At 66.3% G+C, this 25,041-nt stretch carries 20 protein-coding genes; 13 read left to right on the top strand and 7 right to left on the bottom strand.

From position 1 onward, the window contains the following. Nucleotides 1-52: 52 nt before the first annotated feature. Nucleotides 53-421, top strand: a complete 369-nt coding sequence (locus AC3A6Y_RS03505) for a TA system antitoxin ParD family protein (RefSeq protein WP_487866840.1) — start codon at nt 53-55, stop codon at nt 419-421. Then, nucleotides 421-1,023, top strand: coding sequence for an ATPase (locus AC3A6Y_RS03500; protein WP_487866839.1), 603 nt, complete (start codon nt 421-423; stop codon nt 1,021-1,023). The genes AC3A6Y_RS03505 and AC3A6Y_RS03500 overlap by 1 nt, the downstream gene beginning before the upstream one ends. Before the next feature lie 13 nt (nt 1,024-1,036). On the opposite strand, the gene AC3A6Y_RS03495 is transcribed toward AC3A6Y_RS03500, so the two are convergent. Continuing rightward, entirely contained in the window at nt 1,037-2,422 is a 1,386-nt protein-coding gene (locus tag AC3A6Y_RS03495) for an aminopeptidase P N-terminal domain-containing protein (protein ID WP_487866838.1), read from the bottom strand. 137 nt (nt 2,423-2,559) lie between these two features. Between AC3A6Y_RS03495 and AC3A6Y_RS03490 the strand changes: the two genes are divergently transcribed. The 3 genes from AC3A6Y_RS03490 (at nt 2,560) to AC3A6Y_RS03480 (ending at nt 10,051) form a co-directional block, all read left to right on the top strand. Beyond that, nucleotides 2,560-4,548: a hypothetical protein gene (locus tag AC3A6Y_RS03490; RefSeq protein WP_487866837.1), complete on the top strand. Its 1,989-nt coding sequence runs from the start codon at nt 2,560-2,562 to the stop codon at nt 4,546-4,548. 491 nt (nt 4,549-5,039) lie between these two features. Further along, nucleotides 5,040-7,433, top strand: a complete 2,394-nt coding sequence (locus AC3A6Y_RS03485) for a hypothetical protein (protein WP_487866836.1) — start codon at nt 5,040-5,042, stop codon at nt 7,431-7,433. 827 nt (nt 7,434-8,260) lie between these two features. Continuing rightward, nucleotides 8,261-10,051, top strand: a complete 1,791-nt coding sequence (locus AC3A6Y_RS03480; RefSeq protein ID WP_487866835.1) for a hypothetical protein — start codon at nt 8,261-8,263, stop codon at nt 10,049-10,051. Between the two features lie 11 nt (nt 10,052-10,062). Here the strand turns inward: AC3A6Y_RS03480 and AC3A6Y_RS03475 are convergent, their stop codons facing one another. Next, on the bottom strand, nt 10,063-10,767 hold the full coding sequence (locus tag AC3A6Y_RS03475) for a nucleotidyltransferase family protein (protein WP_487867787.1): 705 nt from the start codon (nt 10,765-10,767) through the stop codon (nt 10,063-10,065). Nucleotides 10,768-10,778: 11 nt separating this feature from the next. Then, on the bottom strand, nt 10,779-11,174 hold the full coding sequence (locus AC3A6Y_RS03470) for an S-adenosylmethionine decarboxylase family protein (RefSeq protein ID WP_487866834.1): 396 nt from the start codon (nt 11,172-11,174) through the stop codon (nt 10,779-10,781). A gap of 108 nt (nt 11,175-11,282) precedes the next feature. On the opposite strand from AC3A6Y_RS03470, the gene tkt reads away from it, so the two are divergent. Both tkt and gap read left to right on the top strand, forming a co-directional pair. Continuing rightward, the gene (tkt, locus tag AC3A6Y_RS03465) at nt 11,283-13,325 is read left to right on the top strand and encodes a transketolase (RefSeq protein ID WP_487866833.1); all 2,043 of its coding nucleotides are present in this window, start codon (nt 11,283-11,285) and stop codon (nt 13,323-13,325) included. A 41-nt stretch (nt 13,326-13,366) separates the two neighbouring features. Then, nucleotides 13,367-14,371, top strand: a complete 1,005-nt coding sequence (gap, locus tag AC3A6Y_RS03460; protein WP_309959974.1) for a type I glyceraldehyde-3-phosphate dehydrogenase — start codon at nt 13,367-13,369, stop codon at nt 14,369-14,371. Nucleotides 14,372-14,439: 68 nt separating this feature from the next. Here gap and AC3A6Y_RS03455 read toward each other — a convergent pair whose 3' ends face one another. Next, nucleotides 14,440-14,940 (bottom strand): hypothetical protein, encoded by a 501-nt coding sequence (locus tag AC3A6Y_RS03455; protein WP_487866832.1) that lies wholly within the window; start codon nt 14,938-14,940, stop codon nt 14,440-14,442. A gap of 310 nt (nt 14,941-15,250) precedes the next feature. Continuing rightward, nucleotides 15,251-15,520 (bottom strand): hypothetical protein, encoded by a 270-nt coding sequence (locus AC3A6Y_RS03450; RefSeq protein ID WP_487866831.1) that lies wholly within the window; start codon nt 15,518-15,520, stop codon nt 15,251-15,253. A 17-nt stretch (nt 15,521-15,537) separates the two neighbouring features. Between AC3A6Y_RS03450 and AC3A6Y_RS03445 the strand changes: the two genes are divergently transcribed. Genes AC3A6Y_RS03445 through AC3A6Y_RS03420 form a run of 6 tightly spaced genes read left to right on the top strand, consistent with a single transcriptional unit; the run spans nt 15,538 to nt 22,998 of the window. After that, nucleotides 15,538-16,140 carry a restriction endonuclease subunit S gene (locus AC3A6Y_RS03445; protein WP_487866830.1) on the top strand — a complete coding sequence of 201 codons (603 nt, stop codon included), beginning with the start codon at nt 15,538-15,540 and terminating at the stop codon, nt 16,138-16,140. A 25-nt stretch (nt 16,141-16,165) separates the two neighbouring features. Continuing rightward, nucleotides 16,166-17,677, top strand: coding sequence for a type I restriction-modification system subunit M (locus AC3A6Y_RS03440; protein ID WP_487866829.1), 1,512 nt, complete (start codon nt 16,166-16,168; stop codon nt 17,675-17,677). A 38-nt stretch (nt 17,678-17,715) separates the two neighbouring features. Then, nucleotides 17,716-18,747 carry a virulence RhuM family protein gene (locus AC3A6Y_RS03435; protein ID WP_487866828.1) on the top strand — a complete coding sequence of 344 codons (1,032 nt, stop codon included), beginning with the start codon at nt 17,716-17,718 and terminating at the stop codon, nt 18,745-18,747. Further along, a complete protein-coding gene (locus tag AC3A6Y_RS03430; RefSeq protein ID WP_487866827.1) occupies nt 18,744-18,959 on the top strand; it encodes a hypothetical protein in 216 nt (71 codons plus the stop codon). The genes AC3A6Y_RS03435 and AC3A6Y_RS03430 overlap by 4 nt, the downstream gene beginning before the upstream one ends. Further along, nucleotides 18,956-22,261: a type I restriction endonuclease subunit R gene (locus AC3A6Y_RS03425; RefSeq protein WP_487866826.1), complete on the top strand. Its 3,306-nt coding sequence runs from the start codon at nt 18,956-18,958 to the stop codon at nt 22,259-22,261. The genes AC3A6Y_RS03430 and AC3A6Y_RS03425 overlap by 4 nt, the downstream gene beginning before the upstream one ends. Continuing rightward, complete coding sequence (locus tag AC3A6Y_RS03420) at nt 22,258-22,998, top strand: M48 family metallopeptidase (protein ID WP_487866825.1); 741 nt, start codon at nt 22,258-22,260, stop codon at nt 22,996-22,998. The genes AC3A6Y_RS03425 and AC3A6Y_RS03420 overlap by 4 nt, the downstream gene beginning before the upstream one ends. Here the strand turns inward: AC3A6Y_RS03420 and AC3A6Y_RS03415 are convergent. Next, nucleotides 22,952-23,749, bottom strand: coding sequence for an alpha/beta fold hydrolase (locus AC3A6Y_RS03415; RefSeq protein WP_487866824.1), 798 nt, complete (start codon nt 23,747-23,749; stop codon nt 22,952-22,954). The genes AC3A6Y_RS03420 and AC3A6Y_RS03415 overlap by 47 nt on opposite strands. Beyond that, nucleotides 23,749-24,768 carry a M14 family zinc carboxypeptidase gene (locus tag AC3A6Y_RS03410; RefSeq protein WP_487866823.1) on the bottom strand — a complete coding sequence of 340 codons (1,020 nt, stop codon included), beginning with the start codon at nt 24,766-24,768 and terminating at the stop codon, nt 23,749-23,751. The genes AC3A6Y_RS03415 and AC3A6Y_RS03410 overlap by 1 nt, the downstream gene beginning before the upstream one ends. Nucleotides 24,769-25,041 lie beyond the last annotated feature (273 nt).

Raw genomic sequence — 25,041 nt, 5'->3', positions numbered from 1 at the left:
TTGACCGGATTTTGCAGACTGGCGCAAAATGCGCCAAACAGGAGTGAAAGCAATGTCCTCGGCCACCCCCTTCGCTTCCGTCAAGCTGCCTGCCGCGCTGGTCGACAAAGCGCGCGACGCGGCCCAGCCCATGCGCCGCTCGGTGGCAAGCCAGATCGAATACTGGGCCACCCTCGGCCGCGCGCTCGAGCAAGCCGGCCTTTCCATCCAGGACAGCCAAGCGCTGATCGCGCGCGAGGAAGGGGCGCGTTACGTCGTCTCGGGCCAGGCTCAACCGCCCCTTTCGCCCGAACTCGACGCCCTGCACGGCCACGTGCTGGCCCTGGCCCAGTCCGGCGCACTGGCCGAGCGGGCCAAGGCAGCGGTGGGCGAGAACCGCGCCAAGGCCCAGCCCCATCCGCGCAGCCGCCGCGCGGCCTGATGCCGGTCCTGCACCTGATCGCCGGCCCGAATGGCGCCGGCAAGTCGACGCTGTACCGCTATCTCATTCAGCCGCGCTACCCGCAGCTGCCCTTCATCAACGCCGACCTGTACGAGCGCGAGCAGCTCGGACATGTCCGCCAGGCTGTGCGGCGCTCGGAGGCCGCCCGAAGCTGGGCCGATGCGCAACGCCAAGCCCATCTGGAGGCAGGGCGCTCCTTCGTGAGCGAGACCGTCTTCTCGCATCCCTCCAAGCTGGAACTCCTTGCCGAGGCGCGGACCTTCGGCTTCGAGGTGGCGCTCTACATCGTGTGCCTCGACGAGCCGCGCCGTTTGCTGGAACGCGTGCAACAGCGCGTGCATGAGGGCGGCCACGACGTGCCGGCCAGCAAGATCCTGGCGCGCTATCCGCGCACTCTCGAGAACTTGCGGCTGGCGGTTCGCGCGGTGCCGCTCGCGATGCTGTTCGACGGGGCGGACGTCGAGGCCGGCGGCCCGCACCTGGTGGCTTCGGTGGTCGCCGGCCGCGTGCAAGCGCACGGGCCTTGGCTGCCCGCATGGGCGCACAAGGTGCTTGGGCTCGGCCCGGCCGAGGCTGTCTAGAAATCCGAACGGATCAGGGCCGCATCAGCGCTTCGATTTCGTCGGGCTTGACCGGCACCCCGCGCGAGATCAGTTCGCAGCCCGTTTCGGTGACGATCGCGTCGTCTTCGATGCGGATGCCGATGTTGTGGAACTGCTCCGGCACGCCCTCGCCCGGCCGCACGTAGATGCCCGGCTCGATGGTCAGCACCATGCCCGGCTTCAAGATCCGGCTGGGCCGGTTCTTGATCAGCTCGTTCGACAGCGGGTCCCGGCGCTCGCTCACTTCGCCGGCCTGCGTGGGCTCCACATAACTGCCGCAGTCGTGCACGTCCATGCCCAGCCAGTGGCCCGTGCGGTGCATGTAATAGGCGAAGTAGGCGCGCTTTTCGATCACGTCGTCCACGCCGCCCACCTTGTCGGCGTCGAGCAGGCCCAAGTCCAGCATGCCCTGTGACAGCACCTTCACCGTGGCCTCGTGTGGGTCGTTGAAGCGAGCGCCCGCTCGCGTTGCAGCCACCGCTGCGTCTTGACTGGCCAGCACCAGCTCGTAGAGCGCACGCTGCGGGCCGGTGAACGTGCCGTTGGCCGGGAAGGTGCGGGTGATGTCGCTGGCGTAGCCGTCCAGCTCGCAGCCGGCGTCGATCAGCACCAGCTCGCCCGAGCGCACCGGCGCGACGTCGGCGCGGTAGTGAAGCACGCAGGCGTTGGCCCCGGCGGCCACGATCGAGTTGTAGGCCGGGTACTGCGAGCCCCCGATGCGAAACTCGTGCAGCAGCTCGGCATCGAGGTGGTATTCGCGCACGTCCCGGCCCTCGCGCAGCATGCGCGCCGACAGCTGCATCGCGCGGACATGGCCGCGGGCGCTGATCTGCGCGGCTCGGCGCATCGTGTCCTGCTCGCCCGCATCCTTGATCAGCCGCATTTCGTCCAGCGGGCCGCAAAGGTCGCGTTGTTCCTCGGGGCACAGCGCGCCGTAGCGCACCCGGGCGCGCACCGCCGACAACCAGCCGTCGATGCGCGACTCCAGCCCCTTGTGCGTCGCGAAGGGGTACCAGACCGTCTTCTTGTTCTCCAGCAGCTTCGGCATGCGGGCATCGAGTTCCTCGATCGAGACAGCCTCTTCGACTGCCAGCGCCGCCGGTGCCGCTTCCGGGCCGAGGCGGTAACCGTCCCAGATCTCCCGCTCGCGATCCTTGGGGGCGCAGAACAGGGTGGCATGTCCCTCGCTCGTGAGCACGAGCCAGGCGTTGGGCTCGGTGAACCCCGTCAGGTAATAGAAGTAGCTGTCGTGGCGGAAGAGGAAGTCGCTGTCCCGGTTGCGCGGTCGCTCCGGCGCGGTCGGGATGATGGCGACGGCGTCGGGTCCCAAATACGAAGAAAGTTCCTTGCGGCGGCGGGCTAGATGATTTGCGGTCATAACGTCACTATGCAATACCTTTGTAACTACTCCCCTGGAGAGTAGGAACACATCACGAAAACATTTGCAAGAAGGGTTGCCCTGTAGGAGGTGGCCCACGTACAAATGACGATCTTGTCAAAATGGAGGTGTTTTTGTTGAATTTTTCATATAAAGGCGCGCTTCTCGCGACCGTTGTCGCAAGCGCACTCATTGCAGGTTGTGGAGGAGGCGGTGGCGGTGGCGGTGGCGGCGGATTCGCAGCCCTCGGCGCCACTGCGGCCAACAGCGGGACAGCCACCGGAACCGGAGCCGGCTCGACCACGGCGACCCAGGCCCCCGGCACGCCCGCTCCCGAGGTGGTCGACAGCACCGGCGCGGTGTCCGCCGACGCGTACAAGGCGATTGCCGCCAGTTTCGCCAAGGATGCCGGCATTGCCTACCGCTACGGGTCTCCTGCCGCCGTCGACAACACCGGCATTCCGACGCTGCACCAGCGTGCCGACCAGACCATGAGCTACCACGCCGGAACCTGGCAGGTGGGTGGTCCACCCCTCCCCGAGGCCGGCCTCTACTCGACCAACCAGGCCCATGTCGGCTTCGTCGCCGACAACACGGCCGTGCGCATGGGCGTGGGCGACCTGCAGATCTCCGCGATCGATCACAACACCTTCGCGCAAGCGCCGCAGCTGCCCTGGCAGGAAGCGGCCGCCTGGGACGGCAGCGCCGGGCGCACCAACTACAACGTCAGCACCTACAAGACCGCCGGCCTCACGAACGGCGAACCGGTGGCCGTGGCGCGTTGCGGCGGTCGCGTGGGCTTCTGCGCGACTTCGCTGGTGGCCTTCCAGAACGGCCTGATCGGCACCGCCGGCACCAACACTGCCAACAACAAAGGCTCGGTCAAGCTGCCCGCCAACAAGGTGCCCACGGGCATCGCCATGACGAACAACAGCGAATACGCGCTGGTGACGGTGTGGGACACGACGGCGCTGAAGGGCCAGGTGGCGGTGATTTCGCTGGCGGGGCTGTGCAACAACTGCAACCCCTACGACTCTGCGAAGAACGGCAGCTACGACGCCTGGTACGACTGGTGGCACGAGTGGATGGGCGTGTACCCCGGCCTGCCGAACATGGGCAACATCGCTTTCATGAAGGTGCTGGGCTACGTCGACCTGCCGGGCATGAATGCGCCGACGGAAATCGCGGTCACCACCGGTTTCGACCAGTTCGGAACGTCGCTGCCCGAGAAGAACGGCGAATTCATGGGCCAGACCTACTCGCCCCTGACCGACCCGGTCAAGCGCGCGACCTTCAGCGGGTCCGGCACCAACGCCAACCGCTATGCCAAGGCCGGCGTGGCAGTCGTCATCTCCAAGTCGGAGAAGAAGGCCGCCTTCATCGACCTGAAGCCGCTGTTCACTTACGTCAACGGCGTGTACTTCGGTACCGGTCCGACGGAGTTCACCAACCTCGGCCAGGCCGACAACCAGTGGCCCTACACCTTTGCAAACAAGCCGCAGCAGACGCCGACGGTGATCTCGACCGTGGCGCTGGATGACAAGCCGACTGCCGTGCGCACCACCCTGTTCGGTTTGGTCCACCGTGCGTGGATCGCCACGGAGAGCGGCTCGCTGCGCATCTACGGGCTGGGCAACGTGCCGACGGGGACGGTGGCTGCGGACGTGGCGGAGAAGGGTCGCGTGGCGATCGGCAAGAACCCGACCTCGCTCGCCATCTCGAAGATCGATCCGGAAAACAAGACCATCGAGCCGCTGAACCAGCAGGTGCTGGTGGCCTCGCGCGGCGATCGCAAGATCCAGTGGGTGCGCTTCGGCGCCGACGGCAACAGCGGCAGCGTGGTTCGCACCCTGCAGGACTCGCGCATCGTCGACCCGATCGCGGTGGAAGACACCGACAACTTCGCCAGCGACAACATGGTGCTGAGTATTGCCGACTACGCCGGTAAAAAGGTGTCCAACTATCGCTATGGCTCGGTGGTCTTCGCGGACCGGGGCGGCTCGTGGACCTGCCAGCCGCCGGGCGGCTGTCCCGTTCAGCCTACTGCCGGGGTCAACATCGAGTTCGGCGGCAGCTTTGCGATGGAAGGCAAGCCTTTCCAGATCCGAACCGCCAATGTTCCCTGATCTGCTGCGATCTGCTGCTAATTGATCTCCAAAGGCCCGCCCAGTGCGGGCCTTTTTTCTTGCGTGCGCCACCCCAAGGGCACGTTTTTGGCTTGCTTCCACTTCTTCGCACCCCCATCACGGTCCCGAGAAAGGCGCCTCCTCAATGTGGAGGATTTGCGTTGAAAGCGTTAGCAATCACAACGTTAGTAACACCGCCCTGGGGACACGGAATACACATAGGAAAAGAAGTGCAAGAGCGGTTGCCCGTAACGACGTTGACCCGTACAAACCCGAACTTAACCAATTTAGGAGGGATTTGCTTGAAAGTCATCGACAAAAGCGCGCTTCTGCTTTTTGTTGCAGCTGGCGCACTCGCAGGATGCGGGGGTGGAGGCAACAACACCGGCGGATTCGCCGCAGCCCAGGGCTCGGACGCGTTACCTGCGACCGCTTCTTCAACCACCGCCGCACCTGCCGCCGAATCGACGGGGACCAAGGAAGCAGCACCGATGAGCAAGCTCGATGCCAGCTGGACGAAGGTGGCAGACGAGGATCGGACCTTTACGCTGGCCGCCTCGACGGTCGTGAAATATGGGGCGAACGACACTTACGCCACCAAGACGCTGTCAGGCACGCAGTCCTGCAGCAACGGAAACTTTGGCGACCCGCTGCCTTTCGTGGTGAAGGCGTGCTACGTCCAGACGGGCACGGCACCGGCTCCGGCTCCGGCGCCCGCGCCCGCGCCCGCCCCGGCCCCTGCCCCCGCACCCGCGCCCGCAGTCGGCGAGCGCCTCGCCGTCGAGGGTGCGTCCTTCACGGTGGCTGTTGCGACTCGCGTGCAGTACGGTGTCACCGGCAAGTGGACCGAGAAGACGGTGAGCGGCACCGTCAGCTGCTCGAACACGACCTTCGGCGGCGATCCTGCGCCCTTCGTTGTGAAGGCCTGCTATTCCCTCGGTGCGGCGTCGCCGGCACCTGCCCCCGCGCCTGCACCGGCTCCCGCACCGGCACCGGCTCCCGCGCCCGCCCCGGCACCTGCGCCGGCTCCTGCGCCCGCCCCGGCCCCGGCACCCGCACCCGCCGCCCCTGTCTCCGGCGACGTCGTCGACGGCGCTGGCAACCTGGTGGCCGATGCGTACCGCGCCATGGCACCGCTGCTTTCCAAGGTGGAAGGCATCCGGTATCGCTACGGCGACGCCCCGACCGTGAACAACACCGGCATTCCCACGCTGTACAAGCGCGCCGACCAGACCATGATCTACCACGCCGGGACCTGGCAGGTGGGCGGCCCGGTCTCGAGCGACGCGGGGCTGTACTCGACCAACCAGGCCCATGTCGGCTTCGTTGCCGACGACCCGACCCTGCGCATGGGCGTGGGCGACCTGCAGGTCTCTGCGATCGACCACAACACCTACTCGCAGGCGCCACAACTGCCCTGGCAGGAAGCGGCGGCGTGGGACGGCAGCGCCGGGCGCACCAACTTCAACGTCAGCACCTACAAGACCGCCGGTCTCACGAACGGCGATCCGGTGGCGGTGGCGCGCTGCGGCGGTCGCACGGGCTTCTGCGCGACTTCCATCGTGGCCTTCAACAATGGCCTGATCGGCACGGCCGGCAGCAACACGGCGAACAACCGAGGCTCGGTGAAACTGCCTGCCAACAAGGTACCGACCGGCATTGCCGTCACCAACACCAGCGAATACGCGCTGGTGACGGTGTGGGACACGACGGCGCTCAAGGGCCAGGTGGCGGTGATTTCGCTGGCGGGGCTGTGCAACAACTGCGACCCCTACAACCCCAATGGTGGGACGCCGACCGGCATCCGCAACGGGACCTACGACCGCTGGTATGACTGGTGGCACGAGTGGATGGGCGTATACCCCGGCCTGCCGAACATGGGCAACACCGCTTTCATGAAGGTGCTGGGCTACGTCGACATTCCGGGTATGAACGCACCGACGGAGATCGCGGTCACCACCGGCTTCGACCAGTTCAGGACGGCATTGCCCGAGAAGCAAGGCGAGTTCATGGGCCAGACCTACTCGCCCCTGACGGACCCGGCCAAGCGCGCCAGCTTCAGCGGGTCCGGCACCAACGCCAACCGCTATGCCAAGGCCGGCGTGGCAGTCGTCATCTCCAAGTCGGAGAAGAAGGCCGCCTTCATCGACCTGAAGCCGCTGTTCACTTACGTCAACGGCGTGTACTTCGGTACCGGTCCGACGGAGTTCACCAACCTGGGTCAAGGCGACAACCAGTGGCCGTACACCTTCGCGTACAAGCCGCAGCAGACCCCGACGGTGATCTCCACGGTGGCACTGGACAGCCGGCCGACCGCGGTTCGCACGACCCTGTTCGGCGACGTGCACCGCGCGTGGATCGCCACCGAAGAAGGTTCGCTGCGCATCTACGGCCTGGGTAACGTGCAAACCGGCACCCTGGCAACGGACGTGGTGGAAAAGGGCCGCGTCGCGGTCGGAAAGAACCCGACCTCGCTCGCCATCTCGAAGATCGATCCGGAAAACAAGACCATCGAGCCGCTGAACCAGCAGGTGCTGGTGGCCTCGCGCGGCGATCGCAAGATCCAGTGGGTGCGCTTCGCCTCCGACGGCAACAGCGGCAGCGTGGTTCGCACCCTGCAGGACTCGCGCATCGTGGACCCGATCGCAGTCGAAGACGTCGACAACTTCGCCAGCGACAACATGACGCTGAGTGTTGCGGACTACACCGGCAAGGCGGTGTCGAACTACCGCTACGGTTCGGTGGTCTTCGCGGGCGGCGGGGCGTGCCCGGCGTCGACCGGCGGCTGTCCGGTGCAGGGGACCGGCGGCATGAACATGGAGTTCGGCGGCAGCTTCGCGATGGAGGGGCGGCCGTTCATGATGAGAACAGCCAACGTGCCTTGATCGCCTGATTCGACCCAAGCTTTGCGGCCCGCCTTGTGCGGGCCGCTTTTTTTTGGCTGTTGCTTCCCCCAAACAGCTGGTGCCGGCAACGAATTCTTCGGTATGCCTTTTCCAAAAGTTCAAGTAACCAATTGAAACTTCAGTAACCTGTACAGGCCCAAACCGAGCGAAAAGAAACTGAATGCAAGTAACGTAGAAAGACGTATCGCCTGCTGCTGCATCTTGCGCCTCGATCTTTTTGGAGCAATTGGATGAAAGTCACGGACAAAAGCGCCCTTCTGCTCTTTGTTGCGGCCGGTGCGCTGGCGGGTTGCGGAGGAGGAGGCGGCGGCTCGGGTGGCGGAAGCCTTCCTGTCTCCCTTGCGGGTGGCGCCACTTCCCCGGTCACACCGAGCCCCGCGCCGAGTCCGGTGTCTACCGAAACCCCAACCCCACCCGCAACCTCCAACTCAAACTCTGCCCCGGCTCCCGCTCAACTCGCGGGGACACTGCTCGCCAAAGAGGGCTCGTCTTTCACCGTTGCCGCCGCTGCGACCTTGGTGTGGTACGGCTCCGGCACGTCATGGATCGAAAAGTCGATCACCGGCACCGCCGCATGCACCAATGAATTCTTTGGCCGCGACCCTTCCCCCTTTGTCGCGAAGGCCTGCTATTCGCTCGGCCCGGTCACCGTACCTGCACCTGCTCCCGCGCCCGCTCCGGCTCCGGCTCCGGCTCCGGCTCCAGCTCCGGCTCCAGCTCCAGCTCCAACTCCAGCTCCAGCTCCAGCCCCCGCTCCCGCTCCCGCTCCGGCCCCGGCCCCGGCTCCGGCTCCGATCACCGGCGACGTGATCGACAGCGCCGGCCGTGTCGTCGCCGACGCCTATCGCGCCCTGGCGCCCCGACTCGCCAAGGCGGAGGGCATCGTCTATCGCTACGGCGACGCGCCGGCCATCAACAACAGCGGCATTCCCACCCTGTTCAAGCGCGCCGACCAGACGATGGCGGCCTATCACGCCGGGACGTGGCAGGTGGGTGGTCCCCTCCTCCCCGAGGCCGGCCTCTACTCGACCAACCAGGCCCATGTCGGCTTCGTCGCCGACAACACGGCCGTGCGCATGGGCGTGGGCGACCTGCAGATCTCCGCGATCGACCACAACACCTTCGCGCAGGCGCCGCAGCTGCCCTGGCAGGAAGCGGCCGCCTGGGACGGCAGCGCCGGGCGCACCAACTACAACGTCAGCACCTACAAGACCGCCGGCCTCACGAACGGCGAACCGGTGGCGGTGGCGCGTTGCGGGGGTCGCACGGGCTTCTGCGCCACCTCCCTGGTGGCCTTCAACAATGGCCTGATCGGCACCGCCGGCAGCAACACCGCGAACAATCGGACCTCCGTCAAGTTGCCCGAGAACAAGGTGCCGACCGGCATGGCCGTCACCAACACCAGCGAATACGCGCTGGTGACGGTGTGGGACACGACGGCGCTCAAGGGCCAGGTGGCGGTGATTTCGCTGGCGGGGCTGTGCAACAACTGCAACCCCTACAACTCCGCGACGAACGGCAGCTACGACGCCTGGTACGACTGGTGGCACGAGTGGATGGCGGTGTATCCCGGCCTGCCGAACATGGGCAACACCGCTTTCATGAAGGTGCTGGGCTACATCGACCTGCCCGGCATGAACGCGCCGACGGAAATCGCGGTCACCACCGGCTTCGATCAGTTCCAGACCGCCCTGCCGGAAAAGTATGGCGAGTTCATGGGCCAGACCTACACGCCGCTGACCGACCCGGTCAAGCGGGCGACCTTCAGCGGGTCCGGCACCAACGCCAACCGCTATGCCAAGGCCGGCGTGGCGGTGGTGATCTCCAAGTCGGAGAAAAAGGCCGCCTTCATCGACCTGAAGCCGCTGTTCACCTACGTCAACAGCGTGTACTTCGGTACCGGTCCGACGGAGTTCACCAACCTTGGCCAGGCCGACAACCAGTGGCCGTACACCTTCGCGTACAAGCCGCAGCAGACTCCAGCGGTGATCTCGACTGTGGCGCTGGACGACCGGCCCACGGCGGTGCGCACCACCGTGTTCGGCCCTGTCCATCGGGCCTGGATCGCCACGGAGAGCGGCTCGCTGCGCATCTACGGCCTGGGCAACGTGCCAGCCGGCACCCTGGCAACGGACGTCGTCGAAAAGGGCCGCGTCGCAGTCGGGAAGAACCCGACATCGCTGGCCATCTCGAAGATCGATCCGGAGAACAGGAGCATCGAGCCGCTGAACCAGCAGGTGCTGGTGGCTTCGCGCGGCGATCGCAAGATCCAGTGGGTGCGCTTCGCCTCCGACGGCAACAGCGGCAGTGTGATCCGCACCCTGCAAGACTCGCGCATCGTCGACCCGATCGCGGTGGAAGACGCCGACAACTTCGCCAGCGACAACATGGTGCTGAGCATCGCCGACTACACGGGCAAGGCGGTGTCGAACTACCGCTACGGCGCCGTCGTCTTCGCCGACCGCGGCGGCTCATGGTCGTGCCAGCCACCCACCGGGTGTCCTGTCCAGGCCACGGGCAGCGTGAACATCGAGTTCGGCGGCAGCTATGCGATGGAGGGCAAGCCCTTCCACATCCGGACGGCCAACGTACCCTGACCGGCCGCGCTCTAGGCGGGTCGTCTTCTTGCGTTCAGCGCCGCGAGCCGCTCCGGCGTCCCGACATCGGTCCATGGGCCCTCGTAGAGCTCGGCGCCGATCCGGCCCTCGGCCACGGCCGCACGCAGCAGCGGTGCAAGCGGCGCCTTGACGCCGCCGGGGTTGCCCGCCGGAATGCGGCAGTACGGCGGCGCGAACAACGCTGCGCGGTACAGGCCGATGGTCGAGAAGGTGTGCATCAGCGGCGCGTCATTGAGCGCCAGCCCATCGGGCGAGATCCCGAAGTCGCCGCGCAGGTTGTGCGGCGGGTTCGGCACCAGCCACAGGTGCGCGAGCTCCTTGCCGGCCGCGAAACGGTCCACCGCGGCCTGGCCAAAGACGAAACCCGGCGCGAACACGTCAGCCGCCAGCACCCAGAAGATATCGCCCAGCAGTGGCAGCGCGCGCACGATGCCGCCCGCGGTCTCCAGGGCGCCGCCGAAATCCCGGCCCTCGTGGGAATAGGCAATCTCGCAAGCAGCGTGCCGGTGCCCGAAGCGCGAGACGATCAGCTCGCCCAGCCAGTCGGTGTTGACGACCAAGCGCCGGAAGCCGCCCGCCCGCAGCGCCTCCATCGGCCACTGCATCAGCGGCTTGCCCTGCACCTCGAGCAGGGGCTTGGGCATTGTGTCGGTCAATGGCCGCATGCGTTCGCCCCGCCCGGCGGCGAGGATCATGGCGCGGATGCTCATGACGCAACCGCCTGCGCCGCGATGGCCCCGCGCTGCAGCGCGTGCCGTTCGACGCGGCCGGGCGCGAACAGTGCCTCCAGCGCCCCCATCAGCCCCCTCGCCTTGGACGAGTGGTCGGCGCCGAAATTGCAGACGTAGACATCCAGCGTCGCCCCGCGCTGTTCCGGCCAGGTGTGGACGCACAGGTGAGACTCGGCGAGCAGCACCGTGGCCGTCACCCCGCCCGGTCCCTGCGGGCTGGCCGGGAAAGCGTGGAACAGGGTGCCCACCACCTGCAGGCCCGCGGTCTCGACCGCCCTCACGCAGGCGGCTCCCAGCGTCGATGCATCGACCAGCCAGCGCGTCTCGCAACGGCAATCGTGAAGGTCGGCGGTCAGGTGCAGCCCATGCATGGCCGGCACTCTATCAGCCCTCTGCCGCGCCACCGGACAGGCGCCATGCCCCGCCCGTTAAAATCCTGGGTTCTCCCCAACCAGCTCCCCCAAGAAAGCCCCGACCACATGGCCAACCAAGCCTTGATGGCCAACGCGATTCGCGCGTTGGCCATGGATGCCGTTCAACTCGCGAACTCGGGGCATCCGGGCGCACCGATGGGCATGGCCGACATGGCGGTCGCCCTGTGGGGCGAGCATCTCCGGCACAACCCCGTCAACCCGCAGTGGTTCGACCGCGACCGCTTCGTGCTCTCGAACGGCCACGCCTCGATGCTCATCTATGCCGTGCTGCACCTCACGGGCTACGCACTGCCGGTGGAAGAGCTCAAGCGCTTCCGCCAGCTGCACAGCAAGACGGCCGGCCATCCCGAGACCGGCATCACGCCCGGGGTGGAAACCACCACCGGTCCGCTGGGCCAGGGCATCACCAACGCAGTCGGCTTCGCGCTGGCCGAAAAGCTGCTGGCATCGGAGTTCAATCGCCCCGAGCACAGCATCGTCGACCACCGCACCTATGTCTTCCTCGGTGACGGCTGCCTGATGGAAGGCATCAGCCACGAGGCGGCCGCACTGGCCGGCGCCTGGAAGCTGGGCAAGCTGGTCGCGCTCTACGACGACAACGGCATCTCCATCGACGGCCCGGTCAAGCCCTGGTTCATCGACAACACGGCGGAACGCTTCAAGGCCTACGGGTGGAGCGTGATCGGCCCGATCGACGGCCACGACGTGAAGGAAGTGTCGGACGCCATCCAGCGGGCCCGGCAGCAGGACGAGCGCCCCACCCTCATCATCTGCAAGACGCAGATCGGCAAGGGCAGCCCCAACCGCGCCAACACCGCCAAAGCCCATGGCGAGCCGCTGGGTGCCGATGAAATCGGCCTGACCCGAACCGCGCTGCAATGGCAGCACGAGCCCTTCGAGCTGCCGCAGGCGGTGTACGACGAATGGGACGCCAAGGCCACCGGCGCGCAGCGCGAAGCCGCGTGGAACGACAAGTTCGCCGCCTATGCGAAGCAGTTCCCCGACCTCGCGGCGGAGTTCACCCGCCGCATGAAGGGCGAGCTGCCGAAGAACTTTCATCAGACCGCTTTCGATGCCGTCGTCACGGCCCACACCAAGGCCGAGACCGTGGCTTCGCGCAAGGCCTCGCAGCTGGCGCTCGAAGCCTTCACGGCCGCCCTGCCCGAGCTGCTCGGCGGCAGCGCCGACCTCACCGGCTCCAACCTCACCAACACCAAGAGCACGCCGGCGCTGCGCTTCGATGCCGCCGGTGCCGTGGTGCGCACCGAGGGCAACGAGCAGATCCCCGACGGCCTGCCGGGCCGCCACATCAATTACGGCGTGCGCGAGTTCGGCATGGCCGCCATCATGAACGGCGTGGCGCTGCACGGCGGCTTCATCCCTTACGGCGGCACCTTCCTGACTTTCAGCGACTACAGCCGCAACGCCATCCGCATGGCGGCGCTGATGAAGCAGCGCGTGGTCCATGTGTTCACCCACGATTCCATCGGACTCGGCGAAGACGGGCCCACGCACCAGTCCATCGAGCACGCGGCCTCGCTGCGCCTCATCCCCAATCTCGACGTCTGGCGACCCGCTGACACGGCAGAGACCGCCGTGGCCTGGGCCGTCGCGCTGCAGAATGCCACGCGCCCGACCGCGCTGCTGCTGTCGCGCCAGAACCTGCCGTACGCGCCCAAGAAGGACCTGAGCGACATCAGCAAGGGCGCCTACGTGCTGGCGGAGCCCGACGGGCTGAGGAAGAAGCTGCAGGCCGTCATCATCGCCACCGGCTCCGAAGTGCAGCTCGCGCTCAAGGCCCAGGAGCTGTTGGCTGCAAGGAAGATCGCCGTGCGCGTGGTCTCCATGCCCTCCACCACCACCTTCGATCGCCAGGACGTGGCTTACAAGAAGAGCGTGCTGCCCCAGGGAACGCCGCGCATCGCGGTCGAAATGGGCGCCACCGACGGCTGGTGGAAGTACGGTGTCGCTGCCGTCGTCGGGATCGACACTTACGGCGAGTCGGCACCGGCCGGCGTATTGTTCAAGCATTTCGGCTTCACGGCCGAGAACGTCGCTGCCACGGTCGAGGCGGCGCTCGCGCGCTGATTCGGCCGCACCCAGTTTTCAACCTTCCAGGAGCAAACCACATGGCTATCAAACTCGGCATCAATGGCTTCGGTCGCATCGGTCGCAACGTGCTGCGCGCGGCGGTGCAGAACTTCAAGAACGACATCGAGATCGTCGCGATCAACGACCTGCTCGAGCCCGAGTACCTGGCCTACATGCTCCAGTACGACTCGGTGCACGGCCGCTTCCAGGGCGAGGTCACGGTCGAAGGCAACACCCTGATCGTCAACGGCAAGAAGATCCGCCTGACACAGGAGCGCGACCCGGCCAGCCTCAAGTGGGACGAAGTGGGCGCCGACGTGGTGCTCGAATCCACCGGCCTCTTCCTCACCAAGGAGACCTGCCAGAAGCACCTCGACGCCGGCGCCAAGAAGGTGATCATGTCGGCACCCAGCAAGGACGACACCCCCATGTTCGTCTATGGCGTGAACGACAAGAAGTACGCCAACGAGGCCATCATCAGCAACGCCAGCTGCACCACCAACTGCCTGGCCCCGCTGGCCAAGGTGCTCAACGACAAGTGGGGCATCAAGCGCGGGCTGATGACCACCGTGCATGCCGCCACCGCCACCCAGAAGACCGTGGACGGCCCGAGCAACAAGGACTGGCGCGGCGGCCGCGGCATCCTCGAGAACATCATTCCCTCCAGCACCGGCGCGGCCAAGGCGGTGGGCGTGGTCATCCCCGAGCTCAACAAGAAGCTCACCGGCATGAGCTTTCGCGTGCCGACCTCCGACGTGTCGGTGGTCGACCTCACGGTGGAGCTGGTGAAGGAGGCCACGTACAAGGAGATCTGCGCCGAGATGAAGGCACAGAGCGAAGGCGCGCTCAAGGGCGTGCTCGGCTACACCGAAGACAAGGTGGTGGCCACCGACTTCCGTGGCGATCCGCGCACCTCCATCTTCGACGCCGAGGCCGGCATCGCGCTCGACGGCACCTTCATCAAGCTGGTGAGCTGGTATGACAACGAATGGGGCTACTCCAACAAGTGCCTGGAGATGGTGCGGGTCGTGGCGGCCAAGTAGGTCGCTTCTTCTCCTTTCGTGACTGAAACGCGCCCTCGGGCGCGTTTTGTCGTTCTGGTGGCCGGTGTTCACGCACCCACCCCCACCGGCCCGGCCGGCAGCCAGTCGCGATGGGGCATCTCGTGGGCGTGATGGAGTTGCGGCCCCTGGGTCTGAAAGCTCAGGACGCCTCGGCGCATCAGCGCGTCGGTCACGATCTTGTAGCCCATGGGGGGTGCATCGCGAGGCGCAGACATGAAGGCCGTCTTGGTGAAGTGCCGTTGCTCCCGCGGCAGGCGCTCGCCCACGAGGCGGTCCAGCACGCGGCTCGAGAGGTGATCGGGCTTGCCGTCATTGGGCACCTGCATCAGCCGGAGATTCGAGGGCAGGCCCAAGCCAAGGTATTCGGCGAAGGTACAGGCGTCACTCAGCGCACGCACACCTGCATGGCTCGTCAGCAGCACGCCGCGACCTTCGAACTCGCCGTACAGCACCGCGCTCGACTCGTCCTCCGCCGAGGTTGCGGGATCGCGGGGAAGCACCTCGACATCCCAGCGGCTGCCCACCGCGCACTTGCCAGCCGAATCCATCGCGCCGCGTCGGCCAGCGTCGGCCCGCTCGCGGGCGGCAATGCCGCTTCGAAGGCCGGAAGCAAACCCTCGACGTACCAGCTCCGGCTCGGCGACAGCACCGTGAAAGGTCCGATGACGGCGCCCGCGAACGGCTCGTGCAGAGGGATCTCTCGCGCCAGCGCGAGCTCCTCCAGCTTGCGAGCAACCGTGCCGGCTTCGGACACGCGATCGGTGTGCGTGGACGGCCGATGCATCCACAGCTCGCCGACGCTGAGCTGGTCCAGCACCACCTCCAGGCCGCCGGCATGCCTTCGGTTCGGATGCGGGATCACGACGTGCTGCACGTGCGAGGTGAGGCATTGCTCCCGAACGGCTTCACGAGCTGCTGGGCTGCGGCCGGTGTGCCGACGTCGTAGACCAGCAAGCGGTAGTTGTCCAGTGCGCCCCAACGCACAACGATCGCGGCGCCGCCATCGGCTCCAGGGAAGAGGTCGACTTCATAGCCCAATGGAAAAGCTCCCCGTAGATGCATCATTTCAGTTGATGCAATCAGTTCTGTGAAAAAACACAGTTTGAAGGAGAAAGCACGTGTTTGCAAGTAGTAACATGTGCATCATGTCAATTCATGCAATTCAAGACTTCCTGGGCGCACATGTCGCCGTGCGAGCCGGCTATCCCTTCCGCGGCGCCATCGATGAAATCCGCGGCGGCGCTGTCCAGGCCGTGCAGATGAAAGACCTGGACCCCCTCCACGGCATCGATTGGGACGGGGTCATCCGCACGCAGCTCACCGGCCGACGCGAGCCCGACTGGCTCCTGCCCGAAGACCTGCTTTTCGTCGCCCGCGGCACGCGCTTCCATGCCAGCTGCGTCGGCGAGCTTCCCGGCCCGGCCGTGTGCGGCCCGCACCTCTTCCAACTGCGGGTCAGGCCCGGGCACGAGCTGCTGCCGGCCTTCCTCGCCTGGCAGATGAACCAGGCGCCTTTCCAGCGGGCCCTGCGCCGCGCCGCCGAAGGCTCCAGCCAACTGAGCGTGCGTCGGCCTGTGCTTGAATCGCTGCCGATCGGCCTTCCGCCGCTGGCCGATCAGGAGCGCATCGTGGCGCTGGCCCGCCTCGCGCAACGAGAAAGGCAGGTGCACGACCTGCTCATTCGCAATCGCGAACGGCAGTTCGAATCGATCGCCGAGGCCCTCGCCAGCACATCGGGCAAGGCATGAACCACCCCAGGGAAACCAAGAAAGCATGAGCAAGACAGCCATCAGCCAGGACAGCATCAACGCCGCCGTGTGGGCGGCCTGCGACACCTTTCGCGGCGTCGTCGACCCGAGCACCTACAAGGACTACGTGCTCCCGATGCTCTTTCTCAAGTACGTGTCCGACGCCTGGCAGGACCACCACGACGCCTACCAGGCGCAGTACGGCGACACGGCGCAGGATCTCATCGTGGAGCTCCTCAAGACCGAGCGCTTCGTCCTGCCGCCCAGCGCCAGCTTCTACGCCCTGCATGCGGCCCGCTTCGAGCCCGGCAACGGCGAGCGCATCGACCGCGCGCTGCACGCCATCGAAGACGCCAACATCGGCAAGCTGCGCGACGTGTTCCAGAACGTCGGCTTCAACTCCAACAAGCTCGGCGACGAGCAGCAGAAGAACGACATCCTGCGGCACCTGCTCGAAGACTTCGCCAGGCCCGAGCTCAACCTGCGCCCCAGCCGCATCGGCGAGCTCGACTTGATCGGCAACGCCTACGAATTCCTCATCAGCCACTTCGCGTCGTCGAGCGGAAAGACCGCCGGCGAGTTCTACACCCCGCCTGAAGTCTCCAGTCTCGTGGCGCGCCTGATGGACCCCAAGGAAGGCGAGGAGATCTGCGACCCGACCTGCGGCTCCGGCTCGCTGCTGCTCAAGTGCGGCCGCCTGATCCGCGACCGCACCGGCTCCAAGCGTTATGCGCTCTACGGGCAGGAGGCCATCGGAAACACCTGGACCCTGGCCAAAATGAACATGTTCATGCACGGCGAGGACAACCATCGCATCGAGTGGGGCGACACGCTGCGCAATCCCAAGCTGCTGGCGGGCGACGGGAGCCTGCGCCAGTTCGACGTGGTCGTCGCCAACCCGCCATTCAGCCTGGAGAAGTGGGGCCACGAGGCCGCCGGAAGAGACAAGTTCGGCCGCTTCCGCCGCGGCATACCGCCGCGGACGAAGGGCGACTACGCCTTCATTCTTCACATGGTCGAGACCATGAAGCCCGCGGGCGGTCGCATGGCGGTCGTCGTGCCGCACGGCATTCTGTTTCGCGGCGCGGCCGAGGGGCGCATTCGGCAGAAGCTGGTGGAGGAAAACCTGCTCGATGCCGTGATCGGCCTGCCCGAGAAGCTCTTCTATGGCACGGGCATCCCGGCCGCCGTGCTCGTTTTCCGCAAGGACAAGGCGGACGACAAGGTGCTCTTCATCGATGCGAGTCGCGATTTTGAACCGGGCAAGAACCAGAATGTGCTGCGCGACACAGACCTGCAGCGTGTGCTGGACACCCATGCAGCGCGTGCGCCGGTCGAAAGATATGCGTATCTCGCGACACCGGAGGAGATCGCCCAACACGACTTCAATCTCAACATTCCTCGCTACGTCAATACCTTCGCGACAGACGGTCTGCTCGACATGACGACGCTGAAGGACGAACGCCATGGGCTCAGGAAGGAGCTTGACGGCATCGAAGAAGAAATAGAGACGCACCTCGCGGAGATAGGAATATGAGCGGGAAACGAAGGCGTCCCCCCCGAACCGACCCTAACGTGGGCGCCGCCGATATGGAATCGACAGAGTTTCTTCTTTACGAAACGGATGACGGCCGCAGCCACATCGAGGTCCGGATGGTTGGCGAGAACGTCTGGCTCAGCCTCACGCAACTGGCTGAGTTGTTCGGTCGTGACAAGTCGGTCATCTCACGGCATATCAGGAATATCTACGAGGAGGGCGAGGTGACCCGGGACGCAACCGTTGCAGTTTTTGCAACGGTTCGATCCGAAGGCGAGCGCGAGGTACAGCGAGAGACTGAGCACTACAGCCTCGACGTCATCATTTCCGTCGGGTACCGCGTCAAGTCGCTGCGCGGTGTCCAGTTTCGCATCTGGGCCACGCAACGTCTGCGCGAATACCTGATCAAGGGCTTCGTGATGGACGATGAGCGACTGAAGGCAGCCGGCCAGGGGCGCTACTTCGACGAGTTGCTGGCGCGCATTCGTGACATCCGCAGCTCAGAAAAGGTGTTCTGGCAAAAGATCCTGGAAATTTACGCCACCAGCATTGACTATGACCCGAGGGCGGATTCTTCACAACAATTCTTCGCAACGTTGCAGAACAAGATGCACTGGGCCGCGCATGGCCATACCGCTGCCGAAATCATCTCGACGCGTGCCGATGCAACCAAGCCGAACATGGGCCTGACAAACTGGGCGGGGGCGAGGCCGCGCAAGGCGGATGTTGAGGTCGCCAAGAACTATCTCAGCTTCGAGGAACTCGAGATGCTCAACCGCATCGTCAGCTTTTACTTGGAGTTCGCGGAACTGCAGGCAATGAGCCGCAAGATCATGACGATGCGCGCCTGGATCGACAAGCTGGACGACTTCCTGCGCATGTCCGAGCGCGACATCCTTAGTGATTTGGGACGAGTAAGCAACGATGAAGCCTTAAGGAAGGCGCACCTCCAGTACGAGCAATTTCGACAGACGCAACTGCAACTGCGCAGCCCCGTAGAGCAGCATTTCGCCGAGGCGACGAGCAAGGCGAAGCACTTGTCCGAGGTTGTGAAGGGGCGACGGAAATGAGGCGTGAGAATGGCCGTTGGCTTGACTTCTTCGAGAACCGGCGCACGCGGGCGGCCGAATGGCGTCGCCCGCCGAATACCTTGCTGATGGAGATGTACGGACTGGGCAGGACAAGAGGGCAGCTTGCCAAGCTGGCTATTCCCGTAGCCACAAATCGAATGCAAAGCGCAGCAGTCATGCGGCGGCTGATCACCGAGGGACCGGCGCAATGACCATCATCCCCTCCATCCGCGGGCGATCCGGCGCCCAAGTTTCCGCGCTGCGGATGCTCTGCAACCTCGGGTGGAACTACCTCAGCACCGCAGACTGCCTCACCCTGCGCGGCTCGACGCGCGAAGTCCTCCTCAAGCCGCGACTCATCGAGGTCCTGCAGACCCGCCGCTTCGACTACAAGGGCGAGCCCTATCACCTCTCACCCAGCGCGATCGATCAGATCCTGCGCGAGCTGTCGACCGTCGGCCTCGGCGAGGGCCTGCTGACGGCCAACGAGCGCCTCTACGCCAAGCTCGCCTATGGCATCACCGTCACCGAATTCATGCCGGACGGCAGGCGGCACCAGCCGACGATCCATGTCATCGACTGGATGGACCCGAACGCCAACCGCTTCGACGCGACGGAAGCGCTGCGCGTCGTCTCCACGCGCGGCACGCACGAATGCGCGCCGGACATCGTCGGCTACGTCAACGGCATTCCCCTGGTCGTCATCGAGGCCAGGCAGCCCCACGGCCGGCACGGTGGAAACGCGGCCGAAGCGATGGTGCTCGAGGGCATCGGCCAGCATCTGCTCAACCAGCGCGACGATGAGATTCCGCACCTCTTCGTCTACGCACAACTGCTCTTGTCCGTCAGCGAGACCGACGCCCGCTACGGCACCACGACCACGCCGGAAAGATTCTGGGCGCACTGGGCGCTGGAAGAAGAGTTCGACGATGCGCACGTCCATGCCCTGAAGAACGCGCCTTTGCCCGCAGCCTCGCATGCGCTCTTCGAAAGCCGGCCACCCACGGTGCGCGAGTACTTCGAGTCCAGCGGGTTCCTGTCGATGCCGCCCAACGAACAAGACCGCCTGATGGTCGGCCTGCTGACGCGAGAGCGGCTGCTCGAACTCATACGCGGCTTCGTGGTGTTCGACAGCCGCATCGGAAAGATCGTGGCGCGCCACCAGCAGTTCTTCGCGGTGCGCGCCCTGTTGGCGCGCCTTTCCGGGCAACGGCCCGATGGCGCGCGCGAGGGCGGCGTGATCTGGCACACCACGGGCTCGGGCAAGAGCTTCACGATGGTGTTCCTCACCAAGGCGCTGCTCCTGCACGACGGCTTGAAGGAGTGCCGTCTCGTGGTGATCACCGACCGGCGCGATCTCGAAACGCAGCTCGCACGGAACTTCATGGCCGGCGGGGCCTTCGGCTCCTCCATCGCCACGCACAAGGAGGGCGAGCACAGCAAGGCCGCGAGCGGGCGCGACCTCGCGCGGCGCATCGGCCAGGGCACGAAGCGCATCACCTTCGCACTGGTGCAGAAATTCAATACCGCCTCCAGGCTCGCGGAGTGCCGCAACGATTCGCCCGATGTCGTGGTGCTGGTGGACGAAGGCCATCGCAGCCATGGCGGGGAGACGCACGAGCGCATGAAGAAGGCGCTGCCTCGCGCGGCTTATGTGGCCTTCACCGGAACGCCGCTGTTGAAGGACGAGAAGACCGCGCAGAAGTTCGGCCCGATCATCCACGCATACACCATGGAGCGCGCGGTGGCGGACCGTGCCGTCGCGCCGCTTCTTTACGAAGAGCGGGTGCCCGAGCTGTTCATCGACGCCGCTGCCGCCGACCGCTGGTTCGACAGGATCACCGCAGGCCTGGCCGAGGCGCAGCGCGCCGAGCTCAAGAGGAAGTACGCCAGGAGCGGTGCCATCCACGGCGCGGCCAAGCGCATCCAGCTGATCGCATGGGACATCGCCACGCACTTCCATGAGAACTTCAAGAAGATGGCGCCGGGCCTGAAGGGCCAGGTCGCCACGGCGAGCAAGGCCGACGCGATCCGCTACAAGAAGGCGCTCGACGCGACGGGCCTGGTCACGAGCATGGTGGTGATCTCCCCGCCCGACATGCGCGAAGGCGACGCCGGCATCGACGAAGGCGGCATGCCCGAGGTGCAGAAATGGTGGCAGCAGAACATGCTGCACCAGGGCGTCGACGCGTCCCACCACGAAAGGCAGGTGATGCAGGACTTCGGGACCGACGGCGACCCCGACCTGTTGATCGTGGTCGATCGCCTTCTCACCGGTTTCGACGAGCCGCGCAATGCGGTGCTCTACCTCGACAAGCCGCTGAAGGGCCACAACCTGATCCAGGCCGTGGCTCGGGTGAATCGCCTGCACGACGCCAAGCGCCACGGCCTGCTGGTGGACTATCGCGGCATCCTCAAGGAGCTCGACACCGCGATCCGTGCCTACCAGGACCTCGAAGCCCGCACGCAAGGCGGCTTCGACATCGGCGATCTGAAAGGGCTCTACGCACAGCTCGGCACCGAATACCAACAACTGCCGATGCGGCACCAGGCGGTCTGGTCTTTTTTCGAAGGCGTCGCCAACCGCAAGGACGCCGAGCAGCTGCGCCAGGCCTTGAGCCCTCGTCTGGCCAGCGACGGGCAGGGCGGCGACTACGACCAGCGGCAGAAGCTTCGCGACGATTTCTACGCCGCCCTGACGGCTTTCGGCCTCTGCCTCAAGACCGCGCTGTCGTCGCGCGGCTTCTTCGAGGACCGTGGCTTTTCGGAGGCGGCGCTCGAGGAGTACAAGGCGGACCTCAAGATCTTGATCCAGGTGCGGCAAGCGGCACGAAGCGATGCCATGGAGACCGCCCCGCCCAGCGAATACGACGAGCAGCTGCGCAGACTGGTCGACGAGCACGTCATCGGCGAAAAAATCCGCGTCACGCGTGGCCGTTTCATGCCGCAGGAGCGGGGCGTGCCCGATGTTTCCGAGAGCTGGTCGCAGGCGAAGACGCGCAGCGAGGCAGACCTGATCAAGACCCGTGTGCGCAAGACCATCGAGCAGGAGCTGGTCGACGACCCCTACGCCCAGCAGGTATTTTCCGAGCTGCTGAAGGCGGCGATCGAGCAGGCCGAGGCGATGTTCGAACACCCGCGAACCCAGTACGCGCTGTTCAAGGAACTCGAGCGCGACGTGGACCGGCGCGCCACGCCCGGCATGCCGGAGCTCCTGGCCCTCAACCCGCAGGCCAGGGCCTACTACGGCGCCATCTTGATGGCGCTGGGCGATGGCGAGGCGGCGGCGCTCGACGAGGCTCGGCGCAACGCCCACGTCCAGCATGCGCTCGCCATCGGTGCGGTGGTGCAGAACGCGGTGGCCGAGCATTCCCTGAGTGCGCAGGGCATCGAAGCCGCGATCCGCAAGGGCTTGCTGCAGCTGCTCTATGCGCCGCTGGGGCTCGATCGGGCGAACGATGTGATCGCTCGTGTGCTCCAGATGACCCGCATCGGCCTGGGGCAACGCGCTTGAGCGATGCGACGCTTCGAAGCCTTCGCTACGGCGATGAGCGCATTGCCTTCTGCCTGCGCGTCCAGCCGGCCCGCACGGGGCAGCGCATTGCCATTCACGTCGCTCCCGACGGGCGCGTGCGGGTCGATGTGCCGCAGGGGACATCCGACGCCGCGGTGCAGGCGGCCCTGCAGCGGCGCGCGCGCTGGATCAGCAGCCAGGTCGCCGCGGTTCGAGAGCGTCTTGCGCACGCGCTGCCGCGCGCTCATGTCAGCGGCGAGTCGCTGCTCTACCTCGGCCGACGCTACGTGCTCGAGGTCGTCGTCGACGAAAGCCGGGACGGCCACGTGCGCCTGCGCGGCACGCGCATCGAAGTCACGGTGCCCCAGGGCGACGCGGTTCGCGTGCGCAACTTGCTCGACGCCTGGTACCGCAAGCGTGCCGGCGAGGTGCTGGCCGCGCGCCTGGCCGCCCTCGCACCCTTGTTGCAATGGGTCGGCACACCGCCGCCCATGCAGCTGCGCATCATGCGGACACGATGGGGCAGCTGCTCGCCGGCAGGTCGCCTCACGCTGAATCCGAATCTGGTGAGGGCGCCGCGCGAATGCATCGACTACGTGCTCATCCACGAGTTGTGCCACCTCGCCGAGCACAACCACGGCCCGCGTTTCCATCGGCTGCTGGAGACGCTGCTGCCGCAGTGGCGCAGCGTCAAGGCGCGCCTGGATGGCCTGGTGGAGCAGCTGATGCCCGCCTGAGGCTCTGCGCGGCCCAGCGTCCCACCTGCGCCGCAAGCCAGGCGCCGTCATCCAGCGGCAGGTCATGCCCGGCGCTGGGATGCTCCGCAATCTCCACGCTCCACTGCTGCGCCAGCCGCCGCGAGCAGCGCGGATTCACCAGCCCGTCGCGGGCACTCGCCAACACCAGCAGCGGCACGGAAGGCGCCCGCGCCGGCGCCCGGTAGCGCGCCGCCGCCAGCACCTGGCGCACCGCGTTTGCCGGCGACACCGGGCGCGCCTCCCGGATGGCCGTCCAGTCGTCGAGCACGGCCGTGCCGCCCGCGGGATGGCGGGTGGTGAGCCGCAGGATCGTCGCCTCGCGCTCGCGAGCGGCCTGCCGCCCGAAGGCCAGGCCCAGCAGCGTGCCGTAGTTGGCCGGGCGCAGGCGCTCGTGGAAGGGGCTGAAGGGCCGCAAGCTGGTGTTGATCAGCACGCAGCCCGCGAGCTCGTGCGGATGCTGCGCCGCCCAGTCCACCGCCACCATCGCGCCCAGCGACATCGCCAGCAGATGGTAGGGCGGCGCGATGCCGAGTGCGCGCAGCTGTTCGCGGCAGGCGTCGGTCGTGTCTTCGATGCGCAGCGGGCTGCGCATCTCGTTCAGCCGCCCGTTGCCGGGCAGGTCGAGCGCCACGATCCGCGCGGTGGGAAAGCAATCCTCCAGCAAGCCGACGAAGCGTCCCCAGTGAGCGCTCTCGCGCGTGAGGCCGCGCATCAGCACCCAGGTGTCCATCAGGGCCTCCCGTACCAGCGCGCCAGCGCTTGCTGCTCGTGATGCGCCCGTTGCGTGCCGGCGGGCAGCCAGCGTTCGTGGCTGCCCACGGCGCGGGTGATGAAGTCCAGCCACGCGATGTGCTGGCGCAGCACCCGCTGGTGCCGGTGCTCGATCACCGGGTTGAAGATGCCGTGGCGCGAGAAGAGCTGGCGCGGGTTCTTCTTGACCCACAGCCACGAGCCCATTTCCAGCGTCACGGGCAGGAACACGCTGCCCGGCCGGTGGGCGGCATGCAGGTAGAGGTGGTCCCAGAGATCGCCGTGGGCCAGGTACTGCCGGCTCTGCGGTTCCAGCTTGTAGCGATGGTGCAGCAGGCTCTGGTCGAGGATCTCGCACAGCGCGTGCATCTCCGCCAGATGGCCGATCGGCCGCGCGGTGTGCGCATAGGGAAACCAGATGCGGTCGGTCAGGCCGAAGCCCGAGTGGCAGTCCACCGCGACGCTGAGCGGCCGGCCCAGCAGCTCGGTCTCGACCAGCGCGCAGAGCGCGGCGCTCTCGCATTCCATCGGCTCGCCGGCGGCGCCGCGGTACCAGGGCAGGTTCGCGCTGATGCGCTGTCCGCCGATCAGGTAGGGCACGCGCTCCTTCGCTTCGATCGGCGCGTTGCGCATCAGATCGACGCCGTTGGGATTGGCGCGCGTGCCCAGCCACGTGCCGCCGGGGTTGACCAGCGGCATGAACACCAGCCTCATCGTTTCCAGTTGGCGGTGCAGCGTCTCGTCCCAGGCGAGGCGCATCACCAGGCTGCGCAGGTAGGCGATCGCGACCTGCGCGCCGATGCGCTCCAGGCCGTGCACGCCGCCGAAGAAGCCCACGGCCGGCGCATCGGGCCGCGTGCTGCCGAGCAGGAAGGCCTGGACCGGAAAGCGCCGCGCGCCCGCGGCCACTTCGCACAGGACGCGCGTCTCCAGATGTGCGCCGGCCAGATCGATCAGCTGCGCCAGCTCCAGCAGTTCGGGCAGGTCCGAGGGGTTCACGCGTGGTCGTTGGGGGATCGGGTGCGCTGGAGGATAGCGGCAATGGTCGCCATCAACATGTCACACAAGGCCCTTAGGGTGACGCAAGGGCCACCTGTCGACGGTGCCCGGCCCCTTCCATGAACGCTTCCTTCTTCTGGCCTCCGAATCCTCACACCTTCCGCGCGCTCGGGGGTGCCTTGGTGTGGGGATTGATTGAAATCGTCGCCTTGGCGCGTTCGCGCCGCAGTGCGCGGCGGGCCGGCAGAACCTAAAGCGCGGCCCCGTGAAGTT

It is taken from the genome of Variovorax sp. Soil_C_17 (assembly GCF_057657265.1).
This window is presented reverse-complemented; position numbering and strand designations above follow the sequence as displayed.